The 23826-nt window shown below is 68.5% G+C and carries 15 protein-coding genes and 1 pseudogene; 9 read left to right on the top strand and 7 right to left on the bottom strand.

The window, feature by feature from the left end:
* Positions 1 to 659: 659 nt before the first annotated feature.
* The gene (locus DN051_RS43635) at positions 660 to 4040 is read right to left on the bottom strand and encodes a S8 family peptidase (RefSeq protein WP_246041218.1); all 3381 of its coding nucleotides are present in this window, start codon (positions 4038 to 4040) and stop codon (positions 660 to 662) included.
* Between the two features lie 736 nt (positions 4041 to 4776).
* Here DN051_RS43635 and DN051_RS43640 point away from each other — a divergent pair.
* The 6 genes from DN051_RS43640 to DN051_RS43665 all read left to right on the top strand — a co-directional run bounded on the left by DN051_RS43640 (position 4777) and on the right by DN051_RS43665 (position 16554).
* Positions 4777 to 6264 (top strand): FG-GAP-like repeat-containing protein, encoded by a 1488-nt coding sequence (locus DN051_RS43640; RefSeq protein WP_112443251.1) that lies wholly within the window; start codon positions 4777 to 4779, stop codon positions 6262 to 6264.
* A 275-nt stretch (positions 6265 to 6539) separates the two neighbouring features.
* Positions 6540 to 7127: a TetR/AcrR family transcriptional regulator gene (locus DN051_RS43645; protein ID WP_162625207.1), complete on the top strand. Its 588-nt coding sequence runs from the start codon at positions 6540 to 6542 to the stop codon at positions 7125 to 7127.
* 49 nt (positions 7128 to 7176) lie between these two features.
* Positions 7177 to 8313: a glycosyltransferase gene (locus DN051_RS43650; RefSeq protein ID WP_112443253.1), complete on the top strand. Its 1137-nt coding sequence runs from the start codon at positions 7177 to 7179 to the stop codon at positions 8311 to 8313.
* 514 nt (positions 8314 to 8827) lie between these two features.
* The gene (locus DN051_RS43655; RefSeq protein ID WP_112443254.1) at positions 8828 to 9967 is read left to right on the top strand and encodes a glycosyltransferase; all 1140 of its coding nucleotides are present in this window, start codon (positions 8828 to 8830) and stop codon (positions 9965 to 9967) included.
* Between the two features lie 355 nt (positions 9968 to 10322).
* Positions 10323 to 11489: an amidohydrolase family protein gene (locus tag DN051_RS43660; RefSeq protein ID WP_246041220.1), complete on the top strand. Its 1167-nt coding sequence runs from the start codon at positions 10323 to 10325 to the stop codon at positions 11487 to 11489.
* Positions 11490 to 12726: 1237 nt separating this feature from the next.
* Positions 12727 to 16554, top strand: a complete 3828-nt coding sequence (locus DN051_RS43665) for a S8 family peptidase (RefSeq protein WP_112443256.1) — start codon at positions 12727 to 12729, stop codon at positions 16552 to 16554.
* A gap of 2 nt (positions 16555 to 16556) precedes the next feature.
* Here DN051_RS43665 and DN051_RS47075 read toward each other — a convergent pair whose 3' ends face one another.
* The 3 genes from DN051_RS47075 to DN051_RS43680 form a co-directional block, all read right to left on the bottom strand.
* Positions 16557 to 16910: a transposase gene (locus DN051_RS47075; RefSeq protein ID WP_281289092.1), complete on the bottom strand. Its 354-nt coding sequence runs from the start codon at positions 16908 to 16910 to the stop codon at positions 16557 to 16559.
* 36 nt (positions 16911 to 16946) lie between these two features.
* A complete protein-coding gene (locus DN051_RS43675; RefSeq protein WP_112443257.1) occupies positions 16947 to 17573 on the bottom strand; it encodes an FMN-dependent NADH-azoreductase in 627 nt (208 codons plus the stop codon).
* 541 nt (positions 17574 to 18114) lie between these two features.
* A complete protein-coding gene (locus tag DN051_RS43680) occupies positions 18115 to 18537 on the bottom strand; it encodes an organic hydroperoxide resistance protein (RefSeq protein ID WP_053763735.1) in 423 nt (140 codons plus the stop codon).
* Between the two features lie 458 nt (positions 18538 to 18995).
* Here DN051_RS43680 and DN051_RS43690 point away from each other — a divergent pair, with 458 nt between their 5' ends.
* Together DN051_RS43690 and DN051_RS43695 are read left to right on the top strand one after the other, a co-directional pair.
* A complete protein-coding gene (locus DN051_RS43690) occupies positions 18996 to 19247 on the top strand; it encodes a hypothetical protein (RefSeq protein WP_112443259.1) in 252 nt (83 codons plus the stop codon).
* Positions 19244 to 19639 carry a PIN domain-containing protein gene (locus DN051_RS43695; RefSeq protein ID WP_112443260.1) on the top strand — a complete coding sequence of 132 codons (396 nt, stop codon included), beginning with the start codon at positions 19244 to 19246 and terminating at the stop codon, positions 19637 to 19639. Before DN051_RS43690 ends, DN051_RS43695 begins: the two co-directional genes overlap by 4 nt.
* Positions 19640 to 19796: 157 nt before the next feature.
* On the opposite strand, the gene DN051_RS43700 is transcribed toward DN051_RS43695, so the two are convergent.
* Complete coding sequence (locus tag DN051_RS43700; RefSeq protein WP_112443261.1) at positions 19797 to 20450, bottom strand: hypothetical protein; 654 nt, start codon at positions 20448 to 20450, stop codon at positions 19797 to 19799.
* Positions 20447 to 21073 (bottom strand): hypothetical protein, encoded by a 627-nt coding sequence (locus DN051_RS43705; RefSeq protein ID WP_425471825.1) that lies wholly within the window; start codon positions 21071 to 21073, stop codon positions 20447 to 20449. The genes DN051_RS43700 and DN051_RS43705 overlap by 4 nt, the downstream gene beginning before the upstream one ends.
* A gap of 445 nt (positions 21074 to 21518) precedes the next feature.
* Between DN051_RS43705 and DN051_RS43710 the strand changes: the two genes are divergently transcribed.
* The gene (locus DN051_RS43710) at positions 21519 to 22778 is read left to right on the top strand and encodes a hypothetical protein (protein ID WP_112443262.1); all 1260 of its coding nucleotides are present in this window, start codon (positions 21519 to 21521) and stop codon (positions 22776 to 22778) included.
* A gap of 161 nt (positions 22779 to 22939) precedes the next feature.
* Here DN051_RS43710 and DN051_RS43715 read toward each other — a convergent pair.
* A pseudogene (locus DN051_RS43715) lies at positions 22940 to 23733 on the bottom strand (S8 family serine peptidase); the annotation flags it as partial.
* Positions 23734 to 23826: the final 93 nt, after the last annotated feature.

The following is a 23826-nucleotide window of genomic DNA, read 5'->3' on the forward strand; positions in this document are numbered from 1 at the left end:
CACCGGTGCTGCGGGCTCGAAGCCAGTGCAGCGTTTTGGTGAAAGCGTCACTCAGGCCGGTGATGTCGGCTAGCAGGCGGGGTCCGGCATGGTTAAACACCCGCGACCGTCGCAGGGAACGACGAGCTTGGGGCGTAGGGCGATGAGGTTCACGCAGATGGCGAAACGCGCAAGCTAGGTCATGTACCTGAACCAGAATGCTTCGCTGCCAGATCCGCGGCAGCAAAATTACTCACCGTTTCAGTAAAGGCGATTGAGGCGTTCTGGTCGTCTCTCTCCGCAGCTGTGGTCATTGCGGCCACCAGACCCGCGGTTGCAGCGCGAAACGCACGTCTTCGCCTTTACCGAATTCATCATTTCCTTCGCTGAAGAGAGGCAACTTTGCCACGTCTGCCTCGTGGTGCATGACATTCTACTCATGATCCTTGGTGCGTCAACTAACTCTTCGACGGGTATGTGTGACAGGCGGACTGGAGAAACGAAACGGACGGGTCGTCAGGAACAGTTCCACTGTGTCTGTTTCGCGGAGTTGGCCTGCGGTGTCCAGCAAGGCAGTCGGCGATCGGGGCGCCGGTACGGTCCTGCCGGACCGTACCGACGCCCCTTGTCTCGCGCAGGAGTTTCCGCTCAGGCAGGAGAATGCCCGGCAGGCTCCGGTGTCAGCTCGTCAGGTAGGCGTCATTGATCGTCTGCTCGACGGCGTTGCCCTGCTTGTCGACGGCCACGGCCTTGAAGGAGACACTGCCTCCGGCGCGGGGGTTGACGACCTGGACCGCATTGTCACGCACCGTCAGCTTATGCCAGGTGTCGCCCTTGTCGTAGGAGGCCCACACGGTGAGGGACTTGAGGTTGCGCCCCGCCGCGGGTCCCTCGACGCTCACCGGCACCTTGATCTTCGCGCCGGCCTTGGCGGTGTTGTTGAAGGACAGTTCGGGGGTGAAGCGGACCACGGAGAGGGGAAGGGCGGTCAGCTTCGTGGTGCGCTCCGAGGCGAACGTCCAACTTGCGGTCACGTTCGTGGAGACTTCGGACACCGTCGGGCGAGTGATCGAGACCGTCAGCCGGTAATCGGCTCGCTCGTCGCCCAGTCTGAACTGGAAGTCGAAGGGCTGGGGGCTCCAAAAGACGGACTTGCCGTCGCGGTGGAGCTCAGTCGAGGCGTCGTCGTACGGGGTGTGGTTGTCGTTCATGTTGCCGAAGCGATCCACGAACAGCGGCACGTCTCCGAAGAGCGACGAGTCCAGACGGTAAACTCCGGCACCTGTAGGCAGGGCGGGGCCGAAGACACCCACGTTGAACGCCTTGCGATAGACGCGTCCCGGCTTGAACACGTCTGCGGACAGTGGCGTGTACTTGGTCCACCAGCGGCCGTTCGCGTTGGTCTGGTTGAACACGCTGTGCCAGGTGCTGTTGCTCGGCCCGAGCAGGTGAACGGCGCCGGTGTACGGCAGACGGTGGGACGTTGCGTAGCCACCGCCCACCCCGGAGATACCCGGGCTGACGATGCCGAACTTGTCCTTGCCCGTCGCTCCGATCTTGACGTTGACATCCGCGAAATCGTGGCGCTTGGTGTGGCGGGTGAAGCCGGTCAGAGCAGCGTCGCTCTTGGGCTGGTACACCAGGTGGTACTCGTCATGGCCGGTGGCGCCGGTGGAGAAGGAGAACGCGAGGTTCTGCTTCAGGAACTGTTCCTGGAGGTTCACCTTGGGGCCCAGGTGGGCGGTGCGTATCGCCTTGAGGGGGTCGAGTTTCGGGTCAGCCCCGGAGTATCCGACGACGAATCCGGCGCCCTGTTCTTCGCTCATCCCGGTGTACACACCCATGACGGCGGACACCGGACGTGCGGAGCGGTTCGGGACGGTGACGTCGAACGACTTGGTGGTACGGGCGTCCAGTGTCACCGTGGTGTCCCCGGTGATGTCGAGCCGGGGCTGGTTGATGAAGTCGATGCCCTGGTCGAACGACCCCTCCGGATCCACCGGGAGCAGTCCGTTGAGGAAGTAGCGGCCCTTGGGAACCCGCACGGAGGGAGTGCTGCCGGGCACGTAGGCGTTGTATCCGGCGCCGGCGCCGGACAGGCCCGCCAGCGCGGCGGACCAAGAGGGATCGGCTGGCTTGCCGGCACGGTCGAGAGCCTTGACGGTGAGGGTGTAAGCCTCAGCCTCGAGGTCCACCGACAGGGCGGTGCGGATGGTCTGGCCGCCGCCGGTCGCGATGACGCGCCCGCTGAAGAGCCCTGTCCGGTCACCGGTGGTCCGGGTGTCGGCGGTGACCTTCACGGTCTTCTCGCCGCCGGGGGCGACGGTGACCTGCTCGTCGACCGTGAACAGGCTGCTGGGCGCGGGCGTGCCGTCGGGCCCGGTGGCCTCCGTGGTCAGCTTCAGGGTGAGCGGTGTGCTGCCCAGGTTGCGGTACGTCACGTCCTTCGTGATCGGCTGGTCGTCGGTGTGCGGCCACAGGGCGGTACCGAAGGGCAGCGACATCTGACGGGCGACCGCGGTCTGCTTGATCGCCGCGCCCAGATCGGTGCGTCCGGAACCCTGCTGGAAGGCGGTGTAGGCACCCGGCGTCGTGGAGGAGGTCAGTACCTGCTTGATGTCCTCTCCGGTCCAGTCGGGGTGCTGCTGGGCAAGGATCGCGGCGGCACCGGCGACGTGTGGGGTGGCCATGGAGGTACCGCTGAGGGCGGTGTAGCCGTCGCCGACAGGTGTGCCCAGTCCGGTGTCTTTCGCCAGCGCGGCCCCGATGTCCACACCGGGCGCCGTGAGGTCGGGCTTGAACGCGCCGTCACCGACCCGCGGGCCGACACTCGAGAAGTCTGCGAGGCGGTCCTGCTTGTCCACCGCCCCGACGGTCAGAGCGGCGTCCGCGCTGCCCGGCGAGCCGATGCTGCCCGCGAACGGCCCGCGGTTGCCGGCAGCGATGACGAACAGGGTGCCGGTCTCGGCCGACATCCTGTTGACGGCCTCCTCCATCGGGTCGACGCCCGGGAAGTCGCTGCCGCCGAGGCTCAGGTTGACGACGTCGGCCTTCTCGGCCACCGCCCACTCCATACCGGCGATGATGCCGGAGCTGTCACCGACACCTCCGTCGCCCAGAACCTTGCCGTTGAGGATTTCTGCGCCCGGCGCCACACCCTTGTACTGGCCGCCGGACTTCGCTCCGGTACCCGCTGCGGTGGATGCGACATGGGTGCCGTGGCCCACCCGGTCGAGGGTGTCCGGCGAGTCGGTGAAGTTGCGCTCGGCGGTCACCTGCCCGGACAGGTCGGGGTGGGTGGCGTCGATACCTGTGTCGAGGACGGCGATACGCGACCCGGTGCCGTCGAATCCCGCTTCCCAGGCCTGGGGGGCACCGATCTGCGGCACGCTCTTGTCGAGACTCGCCTCCACCACGGCGTCGAGCCACACGGAGGCGATACCCGGTGCGGTGGTGCGGTTGGCGGCTCCGGCGGATCCGTTGGTGAGCGCGGACCACAACTGCGCGCTGCCGCCCGGAGCGGAAAGCGCGTCCCCGTTGATGCTGTCCAGGGTGTGCCGCGTCTCCGTACCGGCGCGCAGGGCCGTCCTGGCGGCCGGGCGGGCGGAGTCGTACCGCACGATGAACCGCAAGTCCTGGCGCTGCGCGTAGGCGGGAGAACTCAAAGTGGTGATGTCGAACAGCCGCCGGTCCAGCCGACCACTGTGGATGAGCTTCCGCGCATCGGCGGGCACCGCATACGTGTGCCCACCGAAGGTCTCCCTGACGACAGGGATCCCCTCCCGGCCCTTGGCGGGACGTATGGAGACGATGTCCCCCTTGCCGTTCACCGCCACCAGGTCGCCGGTGAGCAGCGGAATCCAGCGCTGCTCACCGGCCGAGTTGCCGGAGGAGGAAGAGGCCGTGGAGCCGGGCAGGGCGGCCGAGACCCGACTCGGCGGCACCGCCGCGCCGGTGGGCCCGGCGACAGCCAGGGATGTCGACGCGGTGGCGGCGACCAGCAGCATGCTGAGGGCCGCCACCGCATTGCCGCGCGCGGCTCTGTAGTGCTGGGATTTCACGATTTCCTCTCGTTCTTCCGTCAGCTTTCGACCTGCGACATGCATTTGACAGCAGGCGAAGGCGCACAGCGAAACACTCGTGCGAAGAGAGTGTCAATGATTACGCTGATGCAATGGCCTCAAAAGGCGCGCGATGGACGGTTGTTGACTATATCGGCGACGAATAAATTCCACCGCCCGCCGCGTGGGGACGAAAAAAAGTCGTGTGAGTGACGGACCTGTTCCCGTGGTACCGAGCGAGCGGATGACCAGGGTCGTCGTCGGCACCCCCGTTGACGCACAGCTCGCCGACCGCCGATCGCTATCCGGAGTGGGGAGTGTGGTTCGTCGGTGATCCGAGGGCCTCCGCCGTACGATGACGAATAAATTCACCTGCCTTCGCCCGGAGACGAAGAAAATCGCGCGAGCGAATGATGGTTGACCTACTCACCTGACCGATTCGAACCGGGCTGAGGTCGAGCACAGGCTCGCGCCCACCAATTCGTGTGGATACACCGTCCGAACTTGTCTCCACCCCGGGCCGGTACCTCGCCCGCGGCGTCCCAACCGATCAGAACGTTCCACGGGGCTCGGACCTTGTGTCGGAGTCGTCAGGGGTGGCCTTCGGCGGGCGCAAGCACCTGGGGGTGCCGGAGCAGCGGGTGAACGTGCTGGGGTACCGGCGTGCTTGACCGTACAACCTTTCCTGCGGGCCGCGAGTCATGGGGACGTCCGTTGTTCGAGACAAGGAGTTCCGTTGCGTAGAGCAGTCACGGCGGCCGCTGTGCTCACGGCGTCGGCCGCCGTCACCCTGACCCCGGTGACATCGTCCGCCGCCGCCCCGTTCAAGGGCGCCAACACGGCGTCCGTACAGGACGACTTCAACGGTGACGGCTACCGCGATCTGGCCGTCGGGGCTCCGGGTGCCGCCAACGGCACGGTGGAGGAGGCCGGTTCGGTCGTCGTGCTCTACGGCTCCGCGTCGTCGGTGAGTACGACCCGCCGCGCGGTCATCACCCAGTCGACCAGCGGGATCCCCGGCACCGCGGAGGAGTCCGACCGCTTCGGCAGGACGGTGGCCAGCGCCGACCTGGACCGGGACGGCTATGCCGACCTGCTCGTCGGCGCGACGGGTGAGGACGTCGGCGGTGTCGAGTCGCGGGGTTCGGTGACCGTGGTGTGGGGCGGGCCGAACGGACTGAAGGGCGGCGCGAACATCGCTCCTCCGGCCAAGTACGGCGAGGGCCGGACCTACTGCCGGTTCGGTATGTCCATCGCCACCGGCGACATGAACGGTGACGGCGCCCCGGAGGTCGGTATCGGCTCCGGCTGCAACGTTGCGTCGTACAGCGGCCCCTTCACCCGCGCCGGACGGGCCACCGCCGGCTATCTCGAGTGGCGGGAGAACGCCCGCGGCGTGGTGATGGGCGATGTGAACGGCGACGGCAGGGCCGAGCGCTTCTACCTGGCCGGTCCCACCGACGGTGACCTCCGCGGACCGGTCACTCTCGACGCGGGTGCGCCCGACGCCGAGGACCCGTCCGCCAACTCGGGCATCGAATTGCCGTACGCCGACGGCCACGCAGGGAAGATCGGCGACATCAACGGCGACGGTTACGGCGACCTCGTCACCGGCATCGCGCTCGACAACTCCCACTTCGACTCACCCGCTTCCTCGGCCCACCGCGGCGGCGAGATCCAGGTCCTCTACGGCGGCACCCAAGGCATCACCGCTGGGCAGAAGCCGAAGGTCTTCCACCAGGACACGGCGGGCGTCCCCGGTGCCGCGGAGTGGGGCGACTGGTTCGGCCGGTCCCTGAGCGTCGGCGATGTCAATGCTGACGGGTACGCCGATGTCCTGGTCGGCTCTCCCCTGGAGGCCGTCGGGTCGCGTGCTGCGGCAGGTACCGCTGTTCTTCTGCGCGGTTCAGCCGCCGGACTGACGACGTCCAAGGCGGTGGGTTACACCCAGAACACCGCGGGCGTCCCCGGCGCCGCGGAGGCCGAGGACTGGTTCGGCGCCGCCGTCCATCTCGCCGACCTGAACAAGGACGGCAAGGCCGAGACGGTCGTCGGCGTCCCCACCGAGAACTCGGACGGCTGCCTGTGGGTCGCCCGCGGCTCGGCATCCGGCCCGGTTCTCAAGGGCTCGGTCAACCTGTGCGGCAAGAGCGCCGGCATCGCCGTACGCGGAATGAACGGCCACTTCGGCGCCGCCCTCACCAGCCCTCACGTGGAGAGCTGACACGGGCCGGAACACTCAGGGCCCTGGGCGTCACCCGTCACTTCGCCCAGGGTGCCGAGACCGACGAGTTCCTCGACCTGGCATGTATCTGCCGCCAACCTCACAACGCGGCCCCACCCGACGGACCCGCGCTGACAGTACCTCGGAGGGAAACCGTTGTCGGCGCGGGCGGGGGCTGTTCGTGCGGCGCCGCGGGTACCGCCCCGCAGGCTGTGATCACCGCCCGGCGCGGCTCCTAGACTGGGCTCATGACCACTCGCGCTTACCGTTCGACCGTGCGTGAACGTGCTGCCGTAGCCACGAGAACGGCGATCCTGGACACGGCCGAGGCGCTGTTCGCGGAACACGGTTACGCCCACGTCACCATCAAGCGCATCGCCGAAGAGGCGGACGTCGCCCAGGGCACTGTCTACACGGCTTTCGGCAGCAAGCCGGCTCTTGTGTCCGCGCTGACCGAGCGGGCCGCGGGTGACACCAGCATCGGTGATGCTCTCACCGCGGTCGAAACGGCGGCGACCGGTGAGGAGGTGCTGGCGCTGGTCATCGCGAACACCGGCGATCTGGTGCGCCGCCACAGTCGGACGATGACCGTCCTGTTCGACGCCGCGGCGCTGGACCCGGCCATCGCCGCCCTGCTGCGCGAGAGCGAAGACCTTCAGCGAAGTCGTTTCAGGCTGGTGGCGGTACGGCTGGAAAGCCTCGGCGCGCTGCGCGACGACGTCACGGAGAGCGGCGCCGTGCGGATCTTGGAGTACTTCGTCACCCCGCTGTCCTGGCACCGGATGCTTCAGCTCGGCTGGGACTGGGAGGACGCCGGCGTCTTCGTCACCGAAGCGGTCTGTTCCGCCCTCCTCCGCGGGTGACATATATTCAATGTAGTCGCACTTCATTGAATGTCTTAGGATCGGTGCCATGCGCATCCTGTTCTCCAGCACCCCAGCGTTCGGGCACCTCCTGCCGCAGCTTCCTCTCGCTCGCGCGTTCCGTGACCGTGGCGACGACGTGGCTGTGCTCACGGCGGCTTCCTTTCGACCGATGCTCACAGGCGAACGCATCGCCCTGCTCGCCGTCGGTCCCGAGGCGCCCGAACTGCTCGCGGAAGCGGCCCGCCGGACGGGACCCGACCCCGCGCCGGAGCCCACCCCCGCGGCTGTGGCCGAGTTCTTCGCCGGAACGCGCATCGACCTCACCGCGGACGCGGCACTCGTAGCGGCGCGAGACTTCCGGCCCGACCTGGTCGTCGCCGAGGCCACCGACTGCGTCGGCCCCCTCGTCGCCGCCGCGCTGGGAGTCCCGTACGCCAAACTGGCGTTCGGCCCCTTGATACCGGCCGAGTTCACCGACGCCATCGACTCCGTCGCCGAGAGCCGCTACAAAGAGCACGGCTTGGACATGGTCACGCCGACCTGGTACCTGGACCCGTGCCCCGAACTCCTGCGAGCGCCCGGCTGGGAGCCGCCGCACGGCTGGACCCCGATGCGGCCGGAAGCCCACCGCGGTTCCGGCACACCGGACACAACCGTCGACGCCGCCGAGCCCACCGCCGGCACAACCCGGCCCAAGGTGCTGCTCTCCTTCGGCACGGTCTTCGCCGAACCCGCGGTGCTGCGCCCGGTGATCGAAGCCCTCGCACCGACGGCCGACCTCCGCGTCACCCTCGGCCTCACCGCGACGGCCGCCGACTACGGCAGCGGGCTCGAGCATGTCGACTTCGTGGGGTTCACGCCGCTTGCGGAGCTGTTGAACGGCATCGACCTGGTTGTCACCCACGGCGGTGCCGGAACGACGATGGGCACCCTCGCGCGCGGCCTGCCCATAGTGGTCGTACCGCAGGGCGCCGACCAGTTCCTGCAGGCCGCGGCCGTCGCGGGCTCGCGCACCGGGGTCGCCGTGCAATCGCCGGCCGGCCCGGAAGCCGTGGCTCAGGCCATGAACGAGGTGCTCGGGAACTTTGAGTACGGCGTCAACGCCCGCCTCGCCGCCGAGCAGATCGCCGCGATGCCCTCGCCGCGCCAGGTGGCGGACCAGCTCGCCGCCGCTCTCAGCTGACCATTACGCATTTCCGGACAGTCCACTCCGGACACATCTGAAGCCCGTCCGGACGGGCAATGCGCGGACGCCCGGACCGCGGTTGGGCACCGTAAGGCAATAGTCGTCGCACGGGACGGTGGCGAAAAATGTCACGGCCGCACAAGCGGCCCCTGGAGCTGCACATGCGGCTGTACGCGAAGTGCTCGTCCTTGACCAGCCTGCTCAGTTCCCGTGTGCAGGTTGTCGGAATTCCTCGGGCTGGTCGATGGTGCCTTCCTGAAGTGGAACTCGCTTCCCTGGACATCGAGGAAGCGCGGCCGGGCCGACCGCGGGGAATCGTGGCCCTTGGGTTCTTGGCCCGACGGATCGCCAACGCGGGCTGACGGAGCATCAGCTTTCGGGCAATTCCCGTTCAGAAAAGTTGACGCATCAATCATGTGCGGTTACTGTCGCTGTATGGATGATCCCGGGCCATCCATTCACAAGGTTCCGTCAGAGCGTTTGACAGGCTGCAATCAAGCGATGTGGATTCATGCGTATACTCTTCTTCGGTAATTCGCTGGCCGGCCATCTCCTGCCTCTCCTTCCGCTGGCTAGGGCGTTTCGTGAGCGCGGTGACAGCGTGGCTGTCTGCACGGCCGCACCGGCGTCGCCGCTGTTCGATTCTGAAGGCGTCGAGTTCCTGTCTGTGGGGCCGACGCCGGACGTGATAGTGGCGGAAGTCCTTCGCACCACCGGTCACGACCTGTCGCAGGGCGCGACCGTGGAAACGGAGGCGGAGTACTTCGCCGGAGCCCGGATCGACCTGACTGTCGACGAGGCACTGGCCATGGCGCGTGACTGGCGACCGGATCTGATTGTTGCCGAACAGGCCGATTTCGTCGGCCCGCTGGTCGGAGCGATCCTCGACGTGCCCGTGGCATCCCTGGCCTACGGACCCGCATGGCAGTCGGAGAGCGTCGAGCCCCTCGCGACTCGCCTGCGCAGCAGGTACGAGGCACGTGGTCTGGTTTACGGACCGCCGCGCTGGTACCTGGACACCTGCCCGCCCGCGCTGCAGCACCCGGACTGGGAGGCGCCTGAAGGCCGGATCGGTCTGCGCCCCGAAGCGCACAGGAATCCAGGTCAGGAACCAGCGGCGACGCCTGGCCGAGACGCTGCCCGTCCGCGCGTCCTCGTGAGTTTCGGCATGTTCGTGAACATGCCGGAAATCGTCGGCCCCCTGCTGGCTGAGCTGGGACAGCTTGACGTGGATGTGCTCGTCACCCGCCACAGGTTCTCGCCTGACGACTTCGGTGTGGGCGCCGACGCGGCCGGACGAGTGGAGTTCGTCGAATTCACACCGCTGGCGGAGTTGCTGCAAGGTGTCGATGCGGTGCTGACGCACGGCGGCGCCGGGACCGTACTCGGCGCGCTCTCCCGGGGCATCCCGATGGTCATGGTCCCGCATGGTGCGGGTCAGCCTGCTCTGGGCGAGCGGGTGGCTGCCGCGGGCGCCGGAATCTCATTCCCGCTGCATGAGGCCCCCGCCAAGGCCGTGGCCGAATCGGTGGCCAGGATTCTGGCGGACGCCGCGTACCGGGAGCGTGCGGAAAAGATCGCCACACAGATCGCCGGTCTTTCATCGCCGGCGGACGTGGCAGAACACCTCGCATCCGCCCTCGCGCGGTAACGAGAACGGCGGTCACGTCCACGTAAATGGTGTAGCGGCCCCCACGGGGGCGGGGGCGAGCGGGGGGCTCGCCCCCGGCCTCGGGAATGCGTTGCTCGGCTGACATCTCGACTTGTTCGCGATGAAGAGGAAGCCGCTCGAACAGGCAGCGCGGCGTTGCCGGTCCGATGGCGGCGTGTGGCGTACGCAATTGGTCGCCTCAGTCCCAATTCGAGTCGTAACAGCCCTAATTGGCGCACTCCCGCGCCTCACTGATTGTTTGCGGAATCGATACATCACTCCCGAGTGAGGCTGTTGAGTCACCCGGCCCGACCCAGCCTGTTGATATGGAATAAGATTCCGAATGGAAAAGTATATGAATTCCTTTGCTGTGCACGCCGGTTCGTTCTTCGATGGGTTCGTCCCGTCGGGACCCGTCACGGTGTACGTCAGAGGCACCCGTATCGTCCGAGTGGACCGCACAGGCGCGCTGCCCGCCGACGGCACACAGGTCATCGATCTCGGCCCCCATGCCTGCCTGATCCCCGGCCTCATCGATACCCACGTCCACCTTGCCTTCGACGCCGGCCCGGACCCGGTGACGTCCCTCGCCGCGACCGGTGACGCAGACCTGCTGGCCCAGATGCGGGCGGCGGCCCTGACCGCACTGCACGCCGGCATCACCACGATCCGTGATCTCGGTGACCGCGACTACCTCTCGCTGACCCTCGTGGAGGAATGGGCGGAGCACCCGGAGCGGGGCCCCGAGATCCTTGCCGCCGGTCCCCCTCTGACCACCCCACGCGGGCACTGTCACTTCCTCGGCGGAGAGGTCGAAGACACAAAGGCGTTGCGTGCCGCCGTCCGGGAGCGCCACGCCCGTGGTTGCGCAGTCATCAAGATCATGGCCAGTGGCGGCAGGATGACGCCCGAATCCGTGCCGCCGCACGCCTCGCAGTACGGACTGGAGGACCTGCGCACGGTCGTGGACGAGGCACACCGCCTCGGGCTGCCCGTGGCCGCCCACGCCCACGGAATCCAGGCCATCCGGGACGCCCTCGAAGCGGGCGTCGACAGCCTGGAGCACGTCTCCTTCCTCACCGCCGATGGCATGAACGCCGACCCGGCTCTGATGCAGGCCATCGTGGACAGCAACACCTTCGCCAGCGTGATGGCGGGGGTGGAACCCAGTGTGCCCATCGATCAGGCGCGGTACGAGGTCATCATGAATGTCTACGGCACCCTGCAGAAGATGGGTGCCAAGGTCGTCATAGGCTCGGACGCCGGCGTCGCGCCCCCCAAGCCCCACGACGTCCTCCCGCACGGCGTCGTCGATCTGGTCCGTGCGGGCGTGGCTCCCGTCGACGCACTGATCTCCGCGACCAGCCTGGCGGCCCGACTGTGCCGTGTGGAGGGCCGCAAGGGACGGGTCACCGCCGGTGCTGACGCCGACCTCCTGGCCGTCAACGGCGATCCGCTCAAGGACCCTGGCGCCCTGCTGGACGTGCTGGCCGTCTTCCGGGTGGGAACCCGCGTGCGGTGACAGCAGGCAATGCCGTGCATCCCGCGACTGCGCCATCTGCTGGAGACCTGCCGGACCGTTGTTGAAGCGCGCTGGGCAGAGCGTGCACCGATCCGTCGTGATTGCGCAGAATGTCACCCTCGTCTCCTGAGCCGGCGAGTTGAGACGTAGGCGCCTCTCTCGTAGCAGCTCGGGAGCCCTGGCCGTTGCCTACGGCCCCGCCGGCACCCGTCCGGGCTGCCCCATCTGAGAACCCTCAATGCTTGAGCTCTTCTTTGAGGTCAACGACGCTCAGGACGCGGTCGGCTGTCCCGGGGCCGCAGTGGCGCGGCCGGACGAGACCAACGGCGCGCGCTAAGAGCGTACCTTCGACAGGCCTCCACAGGAGGAGAAGCCGGGGACGGTGCGGTACGCCCAGGTCGTCATCGACCGGGCGATCGCCGACGACATCAAGCAGACGCCGGGGCAGAGCGCCTGACGTTCCGTCCTCGCCGGGCTGCGCTGTGCCCGGCGCGGCTCGCGTAGTGCGCAAACCCGTAGTTGTGGCCTCCGTCCCAGGGCGGAGGCCACACGCATGAGTGCCTGCATCGCCGTGCTGCCGCAAACTTCCGGTCCAGGCGCCGGGGCCGCGCGTGGCGCAAACGTGCCAGGCGCCCAAGTGCGTCACCCTTCAGGGCGCTCCACGCCCGCATTCCTGCCGAAATGCCAGCCCCCGGCAGAGCACACCTTTTCTCAACACCGTGCCTGACCTGGGACATTGCCCCTTCGCTCTCGCGCGCGCCACGTCGCTGACCCCTTGGTTGCGGGTTGCGTACGTCGCACTTGGGTCATGTCCCAGGTGCGCCTTGTCGAGCCGGATTCCGATGCACCTCGACGAGCCCATAATCCGAACGACATGTGAACCACAGGTGTGCGGAAGGCTCTCACCCATGCCCAAGATTCGCCTGATGACGGCGATGCGGCTGGACTGACGCTGGTCGGCGGGGGTGTACCGGCCGTGGCCTCGGTTCAGCCAACTGCCGCCGAGACGGCGGCAGTTCCCGCCACCCGTCCGCCGAGGCGCGCAACGTCTCCACCGCGAGAGTGCGGCCGATCACCAGCAACCGCGTCACGGTCAGCGGCGCGCCCAGTGGGAAGAAGCCGGCTTCGGCGCGGCGTGCGCCGGGGCGCGACAAGGTTTTCGTCCAGATCACCGACAACGAGATACGAATAGAGAAGACTTACATTGCCCCCTGTATCCCCTCATAGAGCGAGGTTGGTGGCGCTCGGCGTCACAGCGCTCATGCTGCCCCTCTCGACCACGACATCCGCAGGCGCGCAGCCCGCACCGCCGGTCGGAAGCAAGGCGTCGGCCAATGCGTTCGGCCCGGCTGCCGCGGCGGCGGCGCGGTCCGGCCCCCGTACCGTCACCCTGGTCACCGGTGACAAGGCTGTGGTCACCCCCGCTGCCGGAGGAGCCGGCACCGTGTCGGTGTCCGGTCCGCACGGTGAGCCGATCGCCGCGAAAACCCACCGGGTCGGCAATGACATCTATGTGTATCCCGAGTCAGCCGCCCCGTATGTCTCCGCCGGGCTCCTCGACAAGGAGCTCTTCAACGTCACCCAGTTGGTGGCCGACGGATACGACGACGCGCGGGTGAACCAGCTGCCGCTCATCGTCACGTACGCCAGTGCTGCCGATGCCCGCAAACAGGGTGCGCTGCGTGGATCGACCAGGATTCGCTCCTTCTCCAGCATCAACGGTGCTGCCATCGCCGAGGACCGCGGCAGGGCGACCGAGTTCTGGTCGGCGATCACCTCCGGCGTGAAGGCATCCGCGCTGGCTCCCCGTGACACCCTCCGCGCCTCGCCCGCGTCCAAGTCCACCCTGGCCGGCGGTATCTCCAAGATCTGGCTGGACGGCAAGGTCGAGGCGACCCTCGCCGACTCGACGGCGCAGATCGGTGCACCCGCGGCGTGGGCCGGCGGCAACACGGGCAAGGGCGTGAAGGTCGCCGTGCTGGACAGCGGCGTCGACGACGGTCACCCGGACCTGGTCGGCCAGGTCGCCGAGGCGATCAACTTCGTACAGGACCTGGAACCCGGCCCCGGTGATCCCCAGAGGCAGGCGACCGACGAAACGGATGCCGTGGATCGCCAAGGACACGGCACCCACGTGGCTTCCACCATTGCCGGTACCGGCGCGGCCTCCGGCGGCAAGGAGAAGGGTGTCGCTCCCGGCGCCCGGCTGCACGTGGGCAAGGTTCTCAACGACCAGGGCCAGGGAAACCTGTCCTGGATCCTGGCCGGTATGGAGTGGGCCGCCCGGGACGCGGGCGCCAAGATCATCAGCATGAGCCTGGGCGGGGGCCCGTCCGACGGGTCCGACCCGCTGAGCCAGGCCGTCGACCAGCTCAGCGCCGAGACCGGCGCGCTGTTCACCATCGCCGCGGGCAACTCGGGGTCCACGGCGAAGACGGTCGCTACGCCCGGCGCCGCCTCCGCGGCGCTGACCGTCGGTGCCGTGGACGGCGACGACAAGCTGGCCGACTTCTCCAGCCGCGGTCCGCTCTGGGGTAACAGCGTGGTCAAGCCCGAGATCACCGCTCCCGGTGTCGACGTTCTCGCCGCCCTCTCGCGGCACGCCGGCGGAGCCGGTGACTACATGAAGATGAGCGGCACCTCCATGGCGACTCCGCATGTCGCTGGAGCCGCCGCGCTGCTGGCCGCCGAACACCCCGACTGGACCGGGCAGCAGCTGAAGGACGCCCTGGTCAGCACATCCAAGCCGACCCCGGACTACACCGCCTTCCAGGCAGGGGCCGGCCGGGTCGACGCCGCGGCGGCAACCAAGGCCACGCTGTTCGCCACCGGCACGGTCTCTCTGGGCGAGCACGCCTGGCCCGCCGAGCCCGGAGCGATAGTCAGCGAGACGGTGACGTACACCAACACCGGCGACGCCCCGGTGGTGTTGGACCTCGCGGTCTCGTCGTCGAAGGCCCCGGCAGGCCTGTTCACTCTGTCGAAGGACAAGGTCAGCGTCCCGGCACATGGCACCAGCACGGTGACCGTGACCGCGAACGTCGACAAGGCAGCCGCCGGAAAGAATTACGAGGCACGTATCGACGCCTCGGCGGGAGGCACCCGCCTCGCGCACACCGCCGTCGGCTTCGTCACCGCCAACCAGACCTTCAAGGTCACGGTCGTGCCCAAGGACCGGTCGAGCGAGATATACAAGGGCGACGCGGCCCTGGTCGGCGTCTCCGACCAGGAATCTCACCCCTATTTGAGCGATTGGACCATCGACCTCGAGTCTTGGTTCAACCCCGGCGTCTTCACGTTGGAACTGCCGGCCGGCACCTGGTCCCTGGCCTACTGGATGCAGGTCCAGGGCGATCATGGTTCCCAGTCCCGCGGACGCGCTCTGCTCGCGGCTCCGCAGATCGAGCTCGACCGTGACATGACCGTCGAGTTCGATGCCACCAAGGCCCGCCAGATGAAGCTGGTGACGCCCCGGGAGTCCGAGACGACCGCGCTTCGGGTCGACTACACGCGGGCCTTCCCCGGTGGGAACAAGCAGAACTGGTCCTTCCTCACGGGACGTACGGAGAACAGCATCTGGACGGTGCCGACCACGAAGGTGACCGACGGAACCCTCGAAGTCCGCACCCGATGGCGCAATGAGCAGCCTGCGATGAAGCTCTCCGCGGGTGGCGAGACCTACCGCGACCTGTTGGTGCGGCGCGGGACGAAGCCCCTGTCCAAGGGGACGCACCGGATGGCGGCCGTGCACGTGGGGCAGGGCGCCGAGGCGGACTACGAGGGGCGTGACGTCCGTGGCAAGGCCGTCATAGTCGATCGCAACGACACGGTTCCGCTGTCCTCCCAGGCCGCGACCGCAGCCGCCGCGGGTGCCGGGCTGCTGCTCGTCGTCAACGACGGCCCCGGCCGTGTGGAGCCGCTGGCCTTCGACAGTATCGCGCCGCTGACCATCGCGACGTTGAAGTACGACGAAGGCCACCGCCTGATCTCCCGGGTCACCAAGGCCGGGAAGTCCCTGGAGGTGTACTCCAACCCGACCACCGAGTACCTGTACGACGTGGTGGGGAAGTACCACGACAAGATCCCGACGGATCTCGTTCAGCGCCCGCGTACCGGCGACCTCGCCCGGGTCGACATGTCCTTCCGCAACTATCGCCCGGCTCAGGCCACGGACTTCCGCTACGACGTGTGGCCGGAGAACGATTGGTGGGCGGTCGGGTGGCCGGAGCTTCCGGGGCAGGGCCAGGGCGATCGCACCGACTACGTGTCCCCCGATGTGAAGTACCGGGAGAGCGCGATGGTGATCGGCGAGACCCGGGTCATCGCCGCGGACAAGCACTACGGTGAGGGAAGCCGCACGGCGCAGAACTGGTTCTCCCCGATCCAGCGGCCGCGCGTCTCGTACGACAGCTCGATGCTGGGCCGCTTCAGCACCTTCATGACTGCGTTTGTCGGCGCAGGATGGGGCGACGCGGGCGCCGACCGCGAGGGATACACGAACCACCCGGGCGTCCAGGCGAACACCTCGGTCTACCAGGGCGACACCCTGCTCGAGCAGGCACCGACCTATTGGGCCACCGTGAGGGGACTGAAGCCCGAGCGACTTCCGTACCGCATCGTCTCGGAACAGTCCCGGGGCACCTGGGCGAGCCCCTACTCCACCAGTACCCGGACGGTCTGGGACTTCACCTCGGGGGCGGGTGCGCCGAACGACATGGAGCCCCTGCCGCTGGTCCAGCTGGACTATGACGTCGACACGGACTTCTCGGGCAAGGCGCACCACGGTGCGGAGGTTACCGTCAAGCCGGCCATGCCGGGCCAGTGGCCTACCACGTCCGAGGATCTGCCCCCGGTGGCATTCAAGGGTGTGACCCTGCAGTTGTCCTACGACGACGGTGCCACCTGGCACCGGACATCCCTGAAGCGGACCTCCGACGGACGCGGCTGGCGGGCGGAGCTGAACGCGCCCAAGGGCGCCAAGTTCGTCACCCTGAAGGCAGGCGCTCGTGACGCCGAGGGCAACGCCGTGGAGCAGACGATCACCCGGGCCTTCGGCCTGAAGTAACGTCAGCGCACCTCCGCTGCTCTCGGAGCGAAGTCGAGGGCGGGATCATGCCATGGTCCCGCCCTCATTCGACGGGGCCGCCCGACCGGTTGCCATGGCATCGCTCGGGCACTGTCATCTTGACTGACCGGGTGGGACGACCTACTCGGCGTTAGCCGGCTCGACCTCTCAGAGTGTCTCCCCGGGTCGATCGTGGGCTGGTGGAACCGCGTGCGGACGATGACGGTTCGGTGGATCGCGGCGTCGAACCGGCGGCGACCGCCGTGGTTGACGCGGTGCCTGCCCCCGGTGATGCCGGAGCCGGTCGGCACGGGAGCGATGCCCGCGAGTTTGGCGAGAGCCGCCTCGGACTCGATCCGCTCAGATTTCGAGCATCGCCGCCGACCTGGGCATCAACCGGGCCGCTTTGTGAAGCGAGATGCCAGCTCCTTGGCCTTGGTGACGGCGTCCTCGTGCGCTTGGCGCCGGGAGGCTTCGTACAGGCGAATGTGTTCTGACCTCGAGGCCCGCTTAGGGGCAGAGGTGAGCTCGGGGACGATGAACTCGACTTCGGTGATGCCGAAGTAGCCGGCGAAAAGAGTGGTCAGGTAGGGGACGACGAAATCCCAGCCATCACGGGGGGTGCCCGGCCGGTAAGAGCTACCGCGGCTGGAGACGACCACGACCGGGGTTCCAGCAGCGGACGGCTGCTCGCCGATGATGCGACCCTGGACCATCACCTGGTCGATCCAGGCCTTGAGCGTACTGGGGACCGTGAGGTTGTACATCGGGGCGGCGATCAGTACGACGTCGGCCTGTTCGAGCTCGGAGGCCAGCGTGGCACGCAGAGGATCCTCATTGCCGGCAGTGAACACATCGCCGGTGAGGTGGGGGAGCGGCTCGCCTGCCAGATCACGGTAGATCACGGTGCCGTGGGGGTGCCGGGCCTCCCACTCCCCACGGAAGGTGGCCATCACGTCACGCGACATGGAGGTCCCGCTGGGCCAGATCGAGCTGTCGAGGTGCAGGAGTGTCGGCATGTCGTCGTGACTTTCATTGCGTCGGCCGGGGTCGTTTCGTTCCCGATGCCATTCAGGCGTTGGCTTTCCTCATGAGCCGGATGCCGAGGTAGCCGGCGCGGTCGCGGATGGCATCGGTGTGGTCGATCGGAGGAGGGCCACTCTGCGTTGATCTGGCGCTCAAGCGTCCTCCCCGCTCGGAGTCGGGCGTCGTCTGGTGTACGAGCCGACTGCCCAGAGCCAGCGCGGTGCTCGACCACCCCCACTCCTCCCGCAGGGCGGCTCACACGCGGTCGTGCAGGGCGAAGATCTCGGCACCTGGGTCATCGGGCAGCGTGCCGGGGGACAAGTTGATGCCCTCGCAGCAGTACCTGCTGGCCCCCTGCGGGGTGGAACCATGGCCGCCGGCGAGAGGGGGGCGGCTGCGCCTGTTCCCCGGCCGCAGGGAGACCGGCGGGAGGCTGGACGATCCGGGGCGGCTCCTCCGGCCCCGTTGAGCTTCGGCTCAGCGGGGCCGCGTGCTGCGAAGCGGCGGGTGCGGCCCCGGGCCCGGGGTGTTTCGTCAGACGGCGGTGACGTTGATGGTCACGGGGACGTTGCCCTGGATGGCCTTGGAGTACGGGCAGAGCTGGTGCGCGGCGTCGGCGAGTTCGACGGCCACGTCCTTGTCGACCCCGCCGAGTTGCACGTTGAGGACGGCGGAGAGGGAGAACCCGTCGTCACCCTTGTTCAGGGAGATCTCGGTGTCGATGGCGGTGCTGGTCAGCTTGACCTCGCGGTCGCCGGCGGCGCGGCGGACGGCGCCGAGGAAGCATGCTCCCCATCCCGCGGCGAAGAGCTGCTCGGGGTTGGTAGCGGTGCCGGCGCCGCCGAGCTCCTTCGGGTGGGACAGGTCGGTCTCCAGCACGCCGTCGTCCGACCGGACCCGGCCGCCGTTGCGGCCTTCTCCGTTGACGCTGACAACCGTGGTGTAAAGCGTGGCCATGGAAGTTCCTCTCGGAAGTCGATCACAGATGTGGCAGAGCAGGACGATGCCCCGAGGAACGCCGTCCGTCACCACTTGAAGAGGTGACGAACAATTGCAGAGTGAAGCATCACCTGTCAAAGCGGTGACGTCATGGGAGGGTGCTTCGGCGTCGCCCTCGCCAGCCCTCACGTGGAGAGCCGGCTCGGCCATGGCACGATCAGGACCCAGGACGTCACCCTTCACCTCGCCCGGAACGCCGACGCCCCGCGCTTGTTCGCATGCGGGTCGAGGCGTGGGACTCCGGGGCCTTGACCTGGTCGGCTGATCGGCGGGAGCGGTACGCGAACGATCTCGGCGAAGAGGGGGCCTGGTGACGGTGACCGTCGCCGCTGTTGATCACTACGCCTGGCCGGCCGTGGTTCAACGGGGGAGCGGTTCGCCTGCACTCGCGGGTATACCCGATGTATTCTGGCGTGATGGCGCACACGACGATCAAGGTCGAGAGCACGGTCCGGGACAGGCTGGCCACCCTCGCGGCCGAGAAGGGCACCACCATCGCGCAGCTGGTCAGCGACTTCGCCGCGCACACCCCGACTGCGGAGGAGCGAGCTGAACGCACGGCCCGCACCCTGGCGGTACTGAGCGAGATGTCGGGCTACACCCCGAGTCCCGAGCAGGACCGTGCGGCAGACGCCGAGCTGGCACGCCGGCTTGGTGACATTGCATGACGTCGACCACCCCCAGCACGGTGGACGTGATCCTGGACGAACACGCACTCCTCGCTCTGGGCGCCGGCAACATCCTGGTCTCCCGGATCCTGCACCAGTCGGCAGCCACCGATGCCTGGCGTATCCACGTCGCCCTGGCCGCACTCGCGGACGCCGATCGCTCTCGCGTCGGAGTGGCAGCCCACGTGGCGATGCTCGACCAGATCGTCTTCCACCCCCTGGACCTGGCCGCTGTCCTTGACGCCTCCGGCCAACCCCGTTCCCTGGGCTGGTCGCACACCCGGCACGTGGCCCAGCCCGGCCCGGAACGCCCGGAAGGGGCACGCGTGGTGACGACCGTGCCGAAGGAATGGGACGCAGCCGGCGTCCGGATCCTCGACGTGTCGCCCTGACCGAGCACACTCCCAAGCGCGCGGGTTCCCGGAATTCTGAGCGTTGGTAAGCGGGAGCCTGCCTGTCAGCTGATGGCTGTGGTGGTCCCGCGCGCGGATTCGCAGTGGTTGAAGGGACCTGGCTTCCCCGGCGTTCGCCGTTGCCCCATCCAACTTGCTAGCCCGTGGGCCGGTGTGGGTTCGGCATGCCTTCATCGCCCATGTGCGCCCGCTGCCAGATTCCTTTCCAGCCGTACGGCATCTCCGGCGCGAGCCGATGCCGCTGCCCGCACGGACATGGCGCCGGCGCCCACGCGCACCCGCGGCACAGCTCGACCCAGCCGTGCCCGGTCGAGTTCGGCTCCAGCGGTCGCTCGTCCCCACAGGCCGGGCAGCCGGGGAGATCGGCGCCGTCCATCATCGCGTTCTGTCGCCGGACGTACTCGGACAATCGCAGCGGCGGGTGGCGAGACGGGTCTTCGTACCAGGCGCGGTCCGGGCCCTCCCACCTGCTCCACAGCCACCACGGTCGCGGGTTCGCCACAGCCCGCCGCCCGGCCTGCTTCTCGGCCCGGCGCCGCGCGGCGTACTCCTCCGCCCGCGCGAGCCACAGCACCCGCGCCTCATGCAGTTCCTCCACCGCCCGCACCAGCGCGTCCGGATCCGCCTCCAGCCGCCGGGGGATCGCGGCGCTGAGCGTGAGGTGGTGGTAGGTCGCCCGGAAGCCGTACGGCGCGAAGAGGGTGATGCAGGTCCGCAGCGCGCTGTGCCGGCTGCGGAAGGGGAGGCAGGCGTCGTGCACGCGCGCTCGGTGGGTCAGGAAGCTGGTCATCGTACGGGCCCCAGGTCCAGTGCCCGTGCCAGAGCGGCGGTGACGGCGGGGGCGTGTGCCGGCAGGTGCTGTTCGGCCCAGGTTCCGGTGAGGCCGAGGAAGTTCTGCAAGTCCTGCTGAGCACCGGTGACGAGCGTGCGTACCTGGTCTACTGGCAGCTCGACCACCGGGCTGCCGTCCTCCCCGTAGACGTCGAGAGTCAGCCGTACGGTGTCGCCGACGCGTTCGGCCGCCGAGGACGGGTTATGACCGAAATAGGCGCAGCTGGTGCCGTCGAGCACCTCCAGCCAGTCCCGCCAGGTCTCCAGGCCGTTGCAGCAGCCCGGCTCGACGAAGACGGTGTCGGTGGCGTTGTCGGTCACCCGGAACCCGCCGGCGGCGAGCAGGTCTGGCATCGTGAGCAGCCCGTGCAGGAATGTGCCGAGCGGGTCGGTCGGGTAAGGCCCGTGCTCCTCCTCCGGCTCGAAGTCGTTGCACTCGGCGATCAGCATCACCGCGGTGCCGACGTCCGCCGGAGTCAGCGCCCCGTCCAGAACGAGGTAGCCGTACGACTCGTGCTCGCCAACCGGCCAGAGCGCAAAGTCGTCGGCAGCGACGATCTCCAGAACGGGTTGCATCACCATCACACGGGGATGATGCCGGACCCACTGCCGCACGGCCACGTACTTCAGCCGCGGTATCGGGGTCAGGGCGGGCCCGATGCCTGGGCGGTTTCGCGGTTCGCGTGACAGCGTCCGTCTGCGCGTGGCGTTTGCCCGACTGGCGGCTCGGCGCTTCCCGTGACCCGGCGAGCCTTCCCGCCGGGAATCCGCCGTGGTCCGAGAGGAGCAGGCGCTCCGGGGGCCCGGCCGGGGCGGCGGTCGCCGGGAATTCCGGGTGCTCGCGCCGGGAGCCCTGCAGTCGGTGCCGGCATCGGAGCGGAACTCACGGCGTCCGGCGGGCGCGATCGCGAGGCGGAAGTGGCACGGGACGTGCAACTGTTCAGGGTCGGCAGGAGTCTAGCGACCGAAGCGCTGTTCTCCTGGAAAACACCGTCCGTTTGCCCGCGTTCCGACAGAGGTCAACTCCATGCCGATCCCCCCGTACAACCGTCGCGCCTCCCGTGCCGCCGTTGCCGCCCTCGGCGCTGCCGGCCTGATCGCGCTGGCCGCAGCTCCCACCGCCTTCGCCGATGAACCCGCACCCGAATTGGTCATCGGAGGCATCGAGCCGATCAGCGGATTGCAACCGGGGAGCACCTTCGATCTGCCGGGCACCGTGGCGAACAAGGGCACCGTAGCCGCCGAGGAGGTGTGGGTCACCTACGCCGTCACCCGGGGACTCGACTTCGCGGAGGTTCCCTCCAACTGCAGAACGCAGCAGGTCCCGTCCTACGACGAGATGCCCGAGAGGTGGCACGTGGTGTGCGGGTTCGACCAGGCGGTGGAGCCGGGCGCTGTCTACACGCCCGAGCGGCCTCTCCTTGCCAAGGCGCTGGACCGCGCGTTCAACGACGAGCTGCTTGTGCGTGTCGGGGAAAACGATCCAGGGGCGGACGAGAACGGCACTGTGCCGGTGGCGGGAACCGCACCGGCGGTGAAACTGGTCGAAGGACAGGCCGAGGGCGAGGGATCCGCGCGAGTCGTCATTGTGCCCGTCACCTCCGTCAACACGGCCGACTACCAGGTGACTGGTGCCGAGTTGAAGGGGCGCGTCGGTGAAACGGTGCCGATGAAGGTGGAGTTCACCAATGCCGGGCCCGCCTGGTTCATGGCCAAGTTGGGGGAGCCGACCGTAAGGGTCATGATCACGCTGCCCGCCGGAACGTCGGTCGTCAAGACCCCCGGGTTCTGTAAGCCCAAGGGTAAGGCGTACCAGTGCGGTATGAGTCAGCGGGCTCTCAACGAGGGCGGCCGAGAGCCCTACAACTTCCAGCTGAAGATCGACAAGCGCGTGGAGGACGCCAAGGGCTCGGTGGCGCTCAGCACCGAGGCGCGGCCGTTCGACCCCGACAAAGCCAACGACAAGGCCGATATCACGCTGGATGTCACCGGTGGGGGGCCGGGCGGCTCGACCGGTGGTTCGACCGGCGGTTCGACTGGTGGTTCCAGCGGCGGTTCCACCGGTGGTTCGACCGGCGGCTCCTCCGGTGGTTCGGCCAGTGGCTCGGGCGGATCGACCGGCGGGTCGTCGTCGACCGGCGGCGACGGCACGGCGGCGAATGGCGGCAACCTGGCAGAGACCGGGTCCTCGGCGCTGCCGATCACGGGTGCGGCCGCCGCGGCGGTGGTCACGGGTGCGGGCCTGGTCGTCATCGTGCGCCGCCGCCGGGCCAAGAGCCTGAGCTGACGACCGTCCGACGCGAGCGGCGGTACCCACCCCGGGCCGGCCGCTGGTCCGGGACCTCCGTGCCGCGCTGGGACCGGGATGCCGTGTGATCGCGGTGGACGGGATGCGCGGTGGCCCGGTCGACCGGGCCACCGGCTCGAAGCTCGGCCGGCCGCCCCCGCATCTGGGCGCTGTTGTGCGATGAGAGCGGCGGCGCCGGCCACGTGCGGTGTGGCCATCGATGTCCCGCCGGCACGGGTGCAGTGCTCGTCCACCACCGTGCCCATGGCCGTTCCGGCGGCCCGGGCCGCGACGGTGCCGACACCCGGAGCCGCGATGTCCGGCTTGAAGGCCCCGTCACCGACCCGCGGTCCGCGGCTGGAGAAGGAGGCCATCTTGTCCTCCCGGTCGACCGCCGGCACGGTCAGCGCCTCGTCGGCGGCACCCGGGAATCCGACCGTCCCGCTGCCCGGGCCGCTGTTGCCTGCCGCGACCACGAAGAGGGTCCCGGTGGTGCGGCTGATCTGGTTCAGCGCCTGGCTCGACACATCGGTCCCGTCGGTGGCACCACCACCGAGGCTCATGTTGACGACCTTGGCCCCCGAGCGGCCGGCCCACTCCATGCCCGCGATGATGTCCGACGTGCATCCGGAGCCTTCGTCGTCGAGCACCTTGCCGACCCGCAGTTTGGCGCCGGGCGCGACACCCTTGCGCAGCTCCTCGGACGCGGCTCCGCTGCCCAGGACCGTGGCCGCCACGTCGGTGCCGTGCCCATGCCCGTCACGGGCACGGGGGCAGCGCCGGTGAAGTCGACCTGCTCGATGAGGTTCCCGGACACGTCCGGATGGTCCGGGGCGATACCGGTGTCCAGTACCGCCACGGACTCGCCCGTACCGTCATACCCACGATCCCAGGCGGTCTTCGCCCCGATCTGCGGAACGGACGTTTCGAGGTCGACCTTGACCACGGAGTCGAGTCATACCTTCTTGCCCCCGGCGAGGGACCCGGCGAACCGGGCGGCGGCGGCTCCGTCCGCGCGTCGGCCGCGGCCGCCGGCGGATGGACCTCT

Origin of the sequence: Streptomyces cadmiisoli (assembly GCF_003261055.1) — a bacterium.
Classification (GTDB): Bacteria; Actinomycetota; Actinomycetes; order Streptomycetales; family Streptomycetaceae; genus Streptomyces; species Streptomyces cadmiisoli.